General features: G+C 45.6%; 11 protein-coding genes. 5 read left to right on the top strand and 6 right to left on the bottom strand.

Annotation, left to right across the window (positions count from 1 at the left end; all coding sequences use genetic code 11):
• Positions 1 to 870 (top strand): SDR family oxidoreductase, encoded by an 870-nt coding sequence (locus FHS45_RS12555; RefSeq protein ID WP_062442895.1) that lies wholly within the window; start codon positions 1 to 3, stop codon positions 868 to 870.
• 55 nt (positions 871 to 925) lie between these two features.
• Here the strand turns inward: FHS45_RS12555 and FHS45_RS12550 are convergent, their stop codons facing one another.
• Genes FHS45_RS12550 through FHS45_RS12540 form a run of 3 tightly spaced genes read right to left on the bottom strand, consistent with a single transcriptional unit; the run spans position 926 to position 3,827 of the window.
• The gene (locus FHS45_RS12550; protein ID WP_062442898.1) at positions 926 to 1,756 is read right to left on the bottom strand and encodes an ABC transporter ATP-binding protein; all 831 of its coding nucleotides are present in this window, start codon (positions 1,754 to 1,756) and stop codon (positions 926 to 928) included.
• A 14-nt stretch (positions 1,757 to 1,770) separates the two neighbouring features.
• Complete coding sequence (locus tag FHS45_RS12545; RefSeq protein WP_062442901.1) at positions 1,771 to 2,826, bottom strand: FecCD family ABC transporter permease; 1,056 nt, start codon at positions 2,824 to 2,826, stop codon at positions 1,771 to 1,773.
• Positions 2,823 to 3,827 (bottom strand): FecCD family ABC transporter permease, encoded by a 1,005-nt coding sequence (locus tag FHS45_RS12540; protein ID WP_062442904.1) that lies wholly within the window; start codon positions 3,825 to 3,827, stop codon positions 2,823 to 2,825. Before FHS45_RS12540 ends, FHS45_RS12545 begins: the two co-directional genes overlap by 4 nt.
• A 202-nt stretch (positions 3,828 to 4,029) precedes the next feature.
• On the opposite strand from FHS45_RS12540, the gene FHS45_RS12535 reads away from it, so the two are divergent.
• Positions 4,030 to 5,019 (top strand): ABC transporter substrate-binding protein, encoded by a 990-nt coding sequence (locus tag FHS45_RS12535; RefSeq protein WP_062442906.1) that lies wholly within the window; start codon positions 4,030 to 4,032, stop codon positions 5,017 to 5,019.
• Between the two features lie 287 nt (positions 5,020 to 5,306).
• Here FHS45_RS12535 and argH read toward each other — a convergent pair whose 3' ends face one another.
• The 3 genes from argH to thiD form a co-directional block, all read right to left on the bottom strand.
• Entirely contained in the window at positions 5,307 to 6,731 is a 1,425-nt protein-coding gene (gene argH / locus FHS45_RS12530; RefSeq protein WP_062442908.1) for an argininosuccinate lyase, read from the bottom strand.
• Positions 6,728 to 7,987 (bottom strand): argininosuccinate synthase, encoded by a 1,260-nt coding sequence (locus tag FHS45_RS12525; RefSeq protein WP_062442910.1) that lies wholly within the window; start codon positions 7,985 to 7,987, stop codon positions 6,728 to 6,730. The genes argH and FHS45_RS12525 overlap by 4 nt, the downstream gene beginning before the upstream one ends.
• 164 nt (positions 7,988 to 8,151) lie before the next feature.
• Positions 8,152 to 8,955, bottom strand: a complete 804-nt coding sequence (gene thiD, locus FHS45_RS12520; RefSeq protein ID WP_062442912.1) for a bifunctional hydroxymethylpyrimidine kinase/phosphomethylpyrimidine kinase — start codon at positions 8,953 to 8,955, stop codon at positions 8,152 to 8,154.
• A gap of 151 nt (positions 8,956 to 9,106) precedes the next feature.
• Here thiD and FHS45_RS12515 point away from each other — a divergent pair, with 151 nt between their 5' ends.
• From FHS45_RS12515 to FHS45_RS12505, 3 genes are all read left to right on the top strand, one after another.
• Entirely contained in the window at positions 9,107 to 10,255 is a 1,149-nt protein-coding gene (locus FHS45_RS12515) for a conserved virulence factor C family protein (protein ID WP_062442915.1), read from the top strand.
• A 62-nt stretch (positions 10,256 to 10,317) separates the two neighbouring features.
• A complete protein-coding gene (locus FHS45_RS12510) occupies positions 10,318 to 10,746 on the top strand; it encodes a BrxA/BrxB family bacilliredoxin (protein WP_062442918.1) in 429 nt (142 codons plus the stop codon).
• A 300-nt stretch (positions 10,747 to 11,046) separates the two neighbouring features.
• Positions 11,047 to 11,982 (top strand): PD-(D/E)XK nuclease family protein, encoded by a 936-nt coding sequence (locus tag FHS45_RS12505; protein WP_062442921.1) that lies wholly within the window; start codon positions 11,047 to 11,049, stop codon positions 11,980 to 11,982.
• Positions 11,983 to 12,061 lie beyond the last annotated feature (79 nt).

The raw sequence follows: 12,061 nt of genomic DNA, 5'->3' as shown, positions 1-12,061 counted from the left end.
ATGAAACCAACAGATCGTCAAACAGAAGGACAACCTAAACAGGTACAGGACAGACAGCCGGGATTTCGTGAAGAAATGGATCCCAAGCCTATTGTAGAAGATGATGATTATAAAGGCAGCGGTAAGCTGAAGGATAAAGTAGCATTGATTACAGGCGGTGACAGCGGAATCGGACGCGCCGTGGCAGTTGGATATGCAAAAGAAGGCGCCCACCTTGCTATTGTCTATCTCGATGAACATGAGGATGCAAAAAGCCTTAAAGAGCGGGTAGAGCAAGAAGGCGTTAAGTGCCTCTTAATCTCTGGGGATGCCGGCGAAGAACAATTCGCCAAGGACGCCATTAAACAGACGATCGATGAATTCGGGGGACTGAACATTCTGGTCAATAATGTAGCGGAACAGCATCCACAAGCCAGTCTGGAAGAAATTTCGACCGAGCAGATGGAGCGTACATTCAAGACCAACTTTTATTCTTACTGGCACTTTACCAGGGCAGCGGTCCCTCACTTGAAAGAAGGAGATGCCATCATTAATACGACTTCCATTAATGCCTACCGGGGAAACAAAGAGTTGATCGATTACACCGCTACAAAAGGTGCTGTCGTCGGCTTTACACGTTCGATGGCCCAGGTATTGGTAGATAAAGGGATCCGCGTCAACATGGTAGCTCCAGGACCGATCTGGACACCACTGATTCCATCCAGCTTTGACGAAGACAAAGTCGAAGTATTCGGTACCAACACACCAATGGACCGTCCTGGTCAGCCGGTCGAACATGTAGGCAGCTATGTACTATTAGCATCTGATGATTCTTCTTATATGACTGGTCAATGCATTCACATCAATGGCGGCCATTGGATGAGCAGCTGATAATAAAAAAGTAATGCCCCAGGAGAGCGTTTAGTTCTCCCGGGGCATTTTTTGTTTAGGATGAAATTTGGCTAGCCTGCTTTTGGGCCGCTTTAATAAGGCAGCGTCCTTTTCCATGCGGGATGCACATCGGGGTACCAAACAATGGGTCCTCTCTGACATCACAAGTCATATCAAAAACATCCTGCACCATTTTACACGTAACGATTTCTTCCGGTTTCCCTTGCGCGTATACTTTTTTATCTTTCAACGCCACGATATGATCGGCATATCGGCAAGCAAGGTTAATATCATGAAGTACCATTACAATGGTACGGCCATGCTCCTGGTTCAAATCAAATAAAAGGTCCAGGATTTCAATTTGATGTGTCATATCCAAATAGGTCGTAGGCTCATCCAGTAACAACGTATCCGTGTTCTGAGCAAGCGTCATCGCTATCCATGCCCGCTGCCTTTGCCCTCCGGATAAAGAATCAACAGAACGGTCCTTCAACTCCAGCATGTTAGTGGCTTCTAAAGCCGTCTGTACCGATTCCTCATCCTGCTTAGACCATTGGCGCGCCCAGCTTTGGTAGGGGTAGCGCCCCTGCTTCACCAATTGCAGCACGGTCAGTCCTTCAGGAGTAACGGGGCTTTGCGGCAGGATAGCCATCTTTTTTGCCACTTCTTTCGTGCGCATCTTTGAGATGTCTTTATTATCCAGTACAATATGCCCGGATTTCGGCTTCAGAAGTCTGGCTAAGGAACGGAGCAAGGTGGACTTCCCGCAGCCATTCCCTCCGATCAATACCGTTACTTCCCCTTTTGGTATGGAAATATCCAGTGAATCGATAATAAGATCTTCTCCGTAGCTTAGCGACAATTCATTGGCAATCAGCGTTTTCATATCAATCTCTCCTTTTAAGACCGCTTGCTTTTATATAGCAAAAAGATGAAGTAAGGCGCCCCGATCGCTGCCGTAAAGACTCCGGCAGGGACTTCCAGCGGGGAAAACATGGTGCGTCCGACCAGGTCCGCTCCTAAAACAACAATGGCACCGACTAGTGCAGATACAGGTATCAATGCGCCGTAAGAAGACCCTACTAAACGCCTGGCAATATGGGGAGCCATCAAACCGACGAAACCAATCCCGCCGGCAAAGGCAACTGCGGCTCCTGTCATGGCAGTACATAATGTGAGAAAAATCAACCGGTCCCGTTGCAGATGGGCACCGATGCCTGCCGCGGCTTCCTCCCCTAACTCTTGCGCATTAATCCTTCTTGCTACCATCAACGATAATACGAACAAAACAAGGACGACAGGGACCAGAATTTTCACTTCAGCCCAATTAGATCCATACACGCTTCCCGTCAGCCATATATTAGCCTGAGAAGCACGGAAGATCGGTCCCAATATCATGAACATCGTCGTCAGGGCTTGTGTTAATAATGAAATCCCAATCCCTATCAGAACGAGCGTCATGGGCGAGATGCCATTTTTATAGGCAAGAATATATACCATAAATCCGACCACCACCGCTCCGATGAAGGAAGCAAAAGGCAGCCATTGCAGACTTACTGTCAAAGCATTGTCAGCATTGCTGAAAATCGCCAGGAAAGCGACAACAGCAACTCCTGCACCACCTGTGATTCCGATAATGTCCGGAGAAGCGAGCGGATTTCTAATCATTCCTTGTAGAATTGCTCCACTTACAGATAAGGCAACCCCGACAAAAAGTGCTGTCAAAATTCTCGGCATTCGGAAAGAGTTGACGACCATCTGATTCATTTCATTTCCCTGCCCGATTAAAACTTTGATGACATCCAAAGGGTGTACAAAAATTTCACCCAAAGCAGCTGAAAATAGAAACAATGCAGCTAAAGCAATAAATAGCAGGGCTGTTACGATAATAGACCTGGGATCGAAAAGAAACGATATCCAATCATTTTTTGTACGAAATACGCGATATCTGCTCATGTGCTTTTCAATCCTTTACGGGCAATGTAGATAAAGAATGGCGTTCCGATGATGGCAGTCATGACACCGACTGGAACTTCCTCCGGCATAATGACGTACCTGGCAGCAATATCGGCAGCTAATAATAAGGTAGCTCCTAATATCCCTGCGTAAGGAATCACCCAGCGATGATCCTGCCCGACAATCGACCTCGCGAAGTGAGGAACCACGATGCCAATGAACCCTATAGGTCCGGCGATGGCAACCGCTCCACCCGCTAACAGTACAATCAAAATACCAGAGGCTGCTTTTATCCATCCGGTCTTCTGACCAAGACCCTGAGCCACATCCTCTCCCATAATCAAGATATTGATATGACGGGAAATTAACAGTGAACCAATCCATGCAGCTGCCAGATATGGAAAAACGGAGGATAAATACTCCAGGCTTCTTCCTTGTACGGATCCAGCAAGCCAGAACAACACTTCGTCCAGGGCTTTTTCATTCAAAACAAGCATCCCCTGGGTGAAAGATGAAAATAAAGCGGCAATCGCAGCACCGGCTAATGTAAGCCGTACTGGTGTTAAACCTTGCCGGCCAACAGAGCCTACCACGTAAACGATGATAGCAGCCACTGCTGCCCCGGCAAAGGATATCCAAGTCATTCCTTGGAGAGAAATGACTTGAAAATAAGAGACCGCGAGAACAACGAACAAGGAAGCACCTGCATTGATGCCGAAAATCCCGGGAGATGCAAGCGGGTTCCTTGTAAGTGCCTGCATCAACACCCCGGCAATTGCTAAGGACGCCCCTACTACGGCGGCAATTAATGCCCTGGGCAGCCGGACGTCTTTTATAATGATATGTGTATTGGTTTGTTCAAAATGAAAAAAAGCCTGGTATGCTTCTTTTAGTGTTACATCGGTATAACCTAATACGATACTGCAGCAAAGAAATACAATCAGCAGCAACAATCCGGCAAGAATACCTGACCATTTCAACCCGGCTGTCCTCAACACCATAATTTTTATCCTCTCATTATACAGAAACTAGTAAATTCTCTACATTATCAAGTCTATTTGACCTATGACATGCTGTCAATGATTTTGAGAATCATTTTCATTTATGTCACAAAATATTTCAAATTTCAGTTGACTAAAGGGAAAATTTTATATAAGCTACTAATTGTGAATGATAATCATAATCAATTAGGGAGTGGGAATTATGAGTAAAAAATATTTACCCGCATTTATTTTAATGTTGGTATTATCTCTTGTATTAGCAGCCTGCGGAGGTTCATCCAGTGAAGATACTTCCGATGAGCAAGAGCAAAATAATGAGGACAGCAGCAGTTCGGAGGACTTCGAACCTTATACCATTGAACATGCGATGGGTGAAACTACAATCGAAGAGAAGCCAGAACGTGTCGTTATACTTACAAACGAAGGTACGGAAGCTTTATTGGCTCTTGGTGTCCAGCCGGTAGGTGCTGTGAAGTCATGGCTGGGTGATCCTTGGTATGACCATATCAGCGACCAAATGGAAGGCGTTGAAGTAGTCGGTGATGAATCAAATGTAAACATAGAAAAAATCCTTGAATTGCAGCCTGACCTTATCATTGGTAACAAAATGCGTCAGGAAGATATTTACGACAAATTGAGCAAAATCGCACCGACTGTTTTTGCTGAAACCCTGCGCGGCGAATGGCAGGAAAACTTTATGACCTATTCTAAAGCATTGAATAAGGAGGAAGAAGGTCAGCAATTGATTGAGGAATATGATCAGCGATTGGAAGACTTCGCAGATCAGGCCGGTGACAAACTGGATCAGGAAGTATCCGTGGTGCGCTTCATGCCGGATCATGTCCGTATTATGCATAAAGACTCCTTCTCAGGTGTCATCCTGGATCAAATCGGCTTTAACCGTCCTGAGTCACAGCAAGCGGAAGACTTCATGGAAAAAGCGACAAAAGAACGAATTCCAGCGATGGATGGCGATATCCTTTTCCATTTCACTTACGAAACAGGTGACGGCGCAGCAAAAGAAGTACAGCAAGAATGGCTGCAAGACCCTTTATTCAAGAACCTTGAGGTTGTAAAATCTGGAGAAGTACACGAAGTAAGCGACGCAACCTGGAATACAGCAGGTGGATACCTGGCTGCCAATGAAATGGTCAATGATCTGGAAAAAATATTCCTGGAGGAAGAAGAATAATTGTTAATCATAGGCTGCCCCCTCAGGGCAGCCTTTCTTTATATTACAAAAACCGCCCTGCCGTATGCTGCCGGCCAGGGCGGTTTTTCTTCTTGTAAGAGAGACAACTGCAGTGTTTATGAGCTAATAATGCAAGCTTCTGAGACAATTTTTAAAGTTTTTGAGACAAAATCGAAATTTCATGAGACATATTTGAAAATTTATGAGATAAAAAATTTATTTATGCGCTCACTTATTAATAAGAGAGACAATCCAACTTCCAATGGGTACCAGACATCCTTTCACAGTCAGCCATCCAATTTAACCGCAGATTGCAGCGACTGTACCCAGCTTAAGCTGGCTGTAATCGACTTTTCGGCACTGAGAAACTGTTCCTGTACCCGGTTCTTCGCCGGCCCTCCAGGCACATTTCGTGCTGCCACTACCGACTCAGGTGTCAACGCTTCATAGATATCTTCTTCAATAGCGTCAGAGAATTGATGGAACTCTTCCAATGACAGGTCGAGAAGATAACATCCTTTATTGATGCAATGAAGCACTACCTGACCGACTACAGCATGGGCTTCACGAAAAGGTACATTCTTCCCTACCAGGTAATCGGCAAGGTCGGTCGCATTGGAATAGTCTTCCGCTACCGCTTTGTACATCGCCTCTTTGTTGACATGCATCGTTTCGATCATTGGAGCAAACAACGCTAACGCCCCTTTCAAGGTTTCAGCTGTATCAAACATCCCCTCTTTATCTTCCTGCATATCTTTGTTGTAAGCGAGCGGCAACGACTTCAATGTCGTCAGCATACCGATCAGGTTGCCATAGACCCGGCCGGTTTTCCCGCGGACCAGTTCAGGGACATCGGGATTTTTCTTTTGCGGCATCATGCTGCTTCCGGTACAAAACGCGTCATCCAGCTCGATGAAGTTGAATTCCGTGCTTGACCATTGGACAAGCTCCTCCGAAAGCCGGGACAAATGCATGGAAATCATCGATGTATTCGCCAAAAATTCAATGACAAAATCCCGGTCACTGACGGCATCCAGACTGTTTTCGCATAGACCGTCGAACTGCAGCTTGTCGGCCACCTGCTGACGGTCAATCGGGAAGGTCGTGCCTGCCAGGGCTCCCGCGCCAAGCGGCATCTGGTTGATCCGCTTGAAGCTGTCCTGCAAACGCTCGACATCACGCTGGAACATGAAGACATACGCCATCATATGGTGAGCGAACGAAACAGGTTGTGCCCGCTGCAAATGCGTATATCCTGGAAGGATCGTATCCAGATTGGTTTTTGCCTGGGTAAGCAAGGCTTGCTGCAATTGAACAAGCTGCTCCACCATATCGACGACTACCTCACGCAGATAGAGACGCATATCAAGGGCAACTTGATCGTTACGGCTTCTTCCGGTATGAAGCTTTCCACTGAGCGGCCCGATTTCCTTGCTCAACAGCTGCTCGACGTTCATGTGAATATCTTCATGGCCGACATCCAGCTCCACTTTTCCGCACTCGATTTTATAATCGACTTTATTCAGGCCTTCAATGATGATAGCCGCCTCCTGGTGGGTGAGAATCCCACAGGAAGCGAGCATATCTACATGAGCCATGCTGCCGATGATATCGTAACGGGCAAGCTTTCGGTCAAAGTTGATAGATGCTGTATATTCTTCTACGAGTTGATTGGTCGCTTTCGTGAAACGACCTCCCCATAATTTAGTCACGACTTAACCGCCTCTTTCAGGTCTAATTTGACTTTATCTAAAGAGCTGCCTGTGATTTTTTCCCCTTGGGTGACAGATGCATGGACTTTCGTCGGCAGCCCCCAAAGTTTGATGAACCCAAGTGCTGCTTCATGGTCAAAGGCATCATCCGGGTTATAAGTCGCCAGGTTGAAGTCATAAAGGGAGAAATCAGATTTCCGGCCAATTACCTGCGCCTGCCCCTTATACAATTTAACTTTCACAACACCGGAGACATGTGTTTGTGTCTCTTCGATGAATGCTTTTAACCCATCCATCAATGGAGAATACCATAGGCCTTCATATACCATTTGGGCGAATTTTTGTTCCACGATCGGCTTGAACTGAGCCACTTCACGAGGCAGCGTCAAGGATTCCAATGCCTGGTGAGAGGTGATCAACGTTGTTGCAGCAGGAGTTTCATAGATTTCTCTCGATTTGATACCGACAAGACGGTTCTCGACGTGGTCGATACGTCCGACGCCATGCTTCCCTGCGATGTTATTCAGCTTCAAAATCAAATCTTCCAATGGAAGGGTCTCGTCATTGATAGCTACAGGCATCCCTTTCACAAAAGTAATCTCCAATTCTTCCGCTTCATCTGGTGCTTTTTCTGGTGCTGTCGTCAGATCATAAGCTTCTTCCGGCGGCTGTGCCCAAGGGTCTTCCAGAACACCACATTCGTTACTTCTTCCCCACATGTTCTGGTCGATACTGTAAGGATTGTCAACATCAACTGGTACCGGGATGCCATGTTCTTTCGCATAGGCGATTTCTTCATCTCTGGACATTGCCCATTCTCTGACAGGGGCCACGATTTCCAATTCTGGATTCAACGCTGTAATCGCGACATCGAATCTTACCTGGTCGTTCCCTTTTCCAGTACAACCATGAGCTACCGCTACCGCTCCCTCTTTTTCCGCGATTTCTACCAGTACTTTAGCAATCAACGGACGGGATAATGCGGAAACGAGCGGGTACTGCCCTTCATACATGACATTCGCCTTCAAAGCCGGCAACAGATAATCCTCCGCGAACAATGCCTTCGCATCTACGGTATAAGATTTCAATGCACCGACGTTCAATGCTTTTTCTTTTACAAAATCAAGGTCTTTACCTTCTCCGATATCTAAACCGACAGCGATTACTTCATAGTTGTATTTATCCTGCAGCCATTTCACCGCTACCGAAGTATCTAATCCACCTGAATACGCTAATACTACTTTTTGTTTTTCCATTATAGTCAGCTCCCCTTTGCTGTTGTTTTCTTCGTTCTTTTAAGATATGAATTATTATGCATTATTAAGTATATTAATTCAACCGTTAATCGTGAATTTTTTTAAAAAGTTTTTGAAGGAATAAAAAAAGCGCGCAGTGACAGGGTTCTGCGCGCTTATTACTTTTATATTTTTTTGTTGCGGCAGGCGGCATGATTGGTGGATCCGATTCCTCGTTCGAATGACAAAGCATGACGAATCGCCTCAGTAACAAACGATTTAGCCAATCCTACTGCATCTTTCATTTCTTGCCCTTTAGCCAGTTCAGCAGTGATTGCCGCTGCATAAGTACAACCTGCCCCACTTGTATGAATCGTATCAATACGCTCTGAACGAAATTCCTTGAAATCTTCACCATCATATAAAATATCGACTGCCGGGTAGTCAGCAAGTGCACCGCCTTTGACTAATACATAACGCGGGCCTAGTTGATGGAGTTCTTTAGCTGCCTGATACATCGCTTCGATATTATCAATCGTTTCCCATTCTAAGAGCTTAGCCGCTTCCATCGTATTAGGAGTGATAATATCGGCAAGGGGGAAAAGCTGTTCTTTCATCGCCACAATCGCGTCATCTCTCAATAACTGTGACCCCATTTTGCCAATCATGACCGGGTCCACAACAATATGGCCTGTATTTTCTTCTTTTACTATAGCAGAGACATGATCAATGATTTCTTGCGTGAACAACATGCCGGTTTTCAAAGCATCCACCCCGACATGTTCGAATGCCGCGTATATCTGTGCTTCAATCGCCCCCAGCGGCTGGGTGAAAATTCCTTGTTCCGTTTTGGCATTATTAGCAACGATAGCAGTGATGGCACTCATGCCATATACATCCCGCTCCTGGAAAGTCTTCAAATCTGCCTGGATACCGGCACTCCCTTGTGCAGCTGACCCTGCAATCGTCAATGTCCGGGCAATAGTCATAGCGAAAATCCTTTCTTCTCTCTTTTTTTCATCATCATACTACGACTCCTGTTATTAACCAATCAGGATGCTGCAGGCTGCGGGAATGGATAGCAGCGCCAATCTCTGTTAAAATCATCAATAAGAATAATGGAAAAAGGGGGACAACCATATGAAAATCGTGTCGATTGAACCGACGCCGAGTCCCAATTCAATGAAAATCAACCTCGATGAAGAGCTCCCAGCAGGTGATACCTATAACTATAAACAAGGGGATAACCTGGAAGAGGCACCCCAGCATATAAAAGACCTTCTTGCTATCGAAGGAGTGAAAAGTCTCTACCATGTCATGGACTTTATCGCACTCGATCGTAACCCGCGCTCTTCCTGGGAAAATGTCCTCCCTGAAGTAAGGGAAGCACTTGGTACAAAAGAGGAAAATCGAGAACAGGAAGCTAAGCAGCAACAGACCGAACAAGCAAAAGATGCTTTCGGAGAAGTGAAAGTGTACGTTCAAATGTTTCGTGGGCTCCCCATGCAGATTAAGCTTGATGACGGTAATGAAGAAAAGCGGGTCGGGCTGCCGGAGATGTTTATGAATGCAGCTATGAAAGCATCCCCCGCTTCTCCTAATATGGTCATGGAACGAAAGTGGGTCGAACAGAATCCTCGTTATGGCGATATGGAAGAGATTGGCCAGGAAGTCGCCGAGGAACTGGCTGCAAGCTACGATGAACAACGACTGGAGGCACTGGTTGAGCGGGCTTTTGAAGAAGGAGCAGAAGTACCCGTCGAGCCTCACAGGGATAATCAAGAAGATATTATGTCAACCCTTGACAATCCCGATTGGAAGGTGCGTTATGCCGCACTTGACCGTATGAACCCGAGTTATGATGATCTTCCGGTGCTAGAAAAAGCGCTGCATGATGAAAAAGGATCGATTCGCCGGCTGGCAACCGCCTACCTTGGTATGATTGAAGAACCGGAAGTCCTCCCTTATTTATACCAGGCGTTGAAGGACAAGTCCGTCACAGTCCGGAGAACAGCCGGGGACTGTTTATCGGATTTAGGTTTCAAAGAAGCTATGCCAGAAATGATTGTTTCCCTTTCTGACCCGAATAAACTTGTCCGCTGGCGGGCGGCGATGTTTTTATATGAAATCGGGGACGAAACAGCAATCACTAAGCTGGAAGAAGCTATTGACGATCCGGAATTTGAAGTAAGGATGCAGGCGAAAATGGCACTGCAGCGGATCAAAGGCGGCGAAGAAGCAAAGGGCTCCGTCTGGCACCAAATGACCCAGGCCCGAAAAAACAATTGATTTTTTCACTAAAGGGATCCATTATCTTATAACTACGTTAATTATTTAAAGGAGGATTTAACATGAATGCTTATGAAGAATATATGAAACAAATGGCGCAGCCAATGCGCGATGAATTGACGAATGCTGGTTTCAGAGAATTAACCACGCCCGAGGAAGTAGACGAATTCATAGCGAATACAAAAGGCACAGCACTCGTGGTCGTTAACTCTGTATGCGGATGTGCAGCGGGGCTTGCCCGCCCGGCAGCCCGTGAATCCCTGGCTTACGAAAAAACACCAGAACACCTGGCTACTGTATTTGCAGGTCAGGATCGTGAAGCAACAGCTCGTATGCGTGAACACTTTGAAGGGTTAGAACCTTCTTCTCCCTCCATGGCACTGATGAAAGATGGCAAAGTCGTTCATTTCATTCCACGTGAGGATATTGAAGACTTTGAAGTTGAAGAAATCGTAGATAACCTTACCAACGCTTACGACAACCATTGTTAAACAAGTATTCGCAGCTATACAAATTGACAAGCCCCCTCTTCCGATATACCATTATAGGTATATAACGAGGAGGGTTTTTTCTTGAGCAAAGAAATCAAGAAACATTGTTACCAGAGCTCCTGACAAATTTCCAAATCCGATGATGGTCAAAAGGGGAATAACGGTGGCAAGCCGAAAATCCCACCAATATGACCAGGTACCATCGGAATACTCCTGGCAGGAGTATATATTGTCATCATGCCGTTGATGCGCTAAAGAGGGCCTTTTGTGCCCCTCTCATTACATATTCGGAGTGATTATATGTTTGAAGTCAAACCCCATCCGGAATTATCATGGTCGATTTCCCGTCACAAAACACTGATGGAATGTCCGAGAAAATATGGTTACGACTATTACGTTTCTCATAATGGATGGCTTCGTGACGCAGATTCCCTCGCACGTCATACCTACCGTCTAAAAAAGCTGACCAATCTGGAAATGCTCTTCGGAAGTATTGTCCACGATACCATCTATCAAGTAATCCAGCATTTCTTAAAGACAAGGCAAATCCCATCCGAGCAAAAGCTGGTTGACCGGATCAGGCAGCAATTGAATCAGGGATTCATTGACTCGACTCGACGGGAGCACCTTTGGCATGACAAGCCGAAGCATTATACAATGCTGCATGAAATCTACTATAGCCAGCAGGATAAGCTCCCTCCCAACAAAACAGCTAAGATCCAGTCGCGTCTGGGCACAGCGATGAATAACTTTCTCAAGAGCCAAACGTTTCAGGATATCCAGACACCGGAAAATATTCGCTTTGTCGCCTCTGAGGACTTTCGCTATATGATGATTGGTGATGTGAAAATCTATATCGTTATGGACCTTGTCTACCGAGACATTAACCAGGATAAATGGGTGATCGTCGATTGGAAGACAGGGAAAGCATCAGCAGAAGACCGCAATCAGCTGGCTTTATATGCCCTTTACCTGAAGCAAAGGTATCAGATAGATTCCTTAGATAAAATCGTTATCAGAAATGAATATTTGCTGGAAGGCTACCATAAAGAACATGCTTTGAATGCTACGGATTTGATAAACGTGCAGAACCTGTTCGGAATGAGCATCCAGGAAATGTCCCATTACCTTGCCGATGTAGAAAAAAACGAACCCTTATCCATCGATCAGTTTCCGAAATACCAGGAAGACCATAAGTGCGCACGGTGTAACTACCAGGAATTATGCTTTGGCTAGTAGATTAATAGAAACAGAACTTTTGAACTAAAAAAATAGTACGTAATATTCTGACTTTTCTGTCTCCTCTCTTTTATAA

The organism is Thalassobacillus devorans (genome assembly GCF_011761345.1).
GTDB classification, from domain to species: domain Bacteria; phylum Bacillota; class Bacilli; order Bacillales; family Halobacillaceae; genus Thalassobacillus; species Thalassobacillus devorans.
Note: the sequence above shows the minus strand (reverse complement) of the source record. Positions and strands in the feature narration are given on the sequence as shown.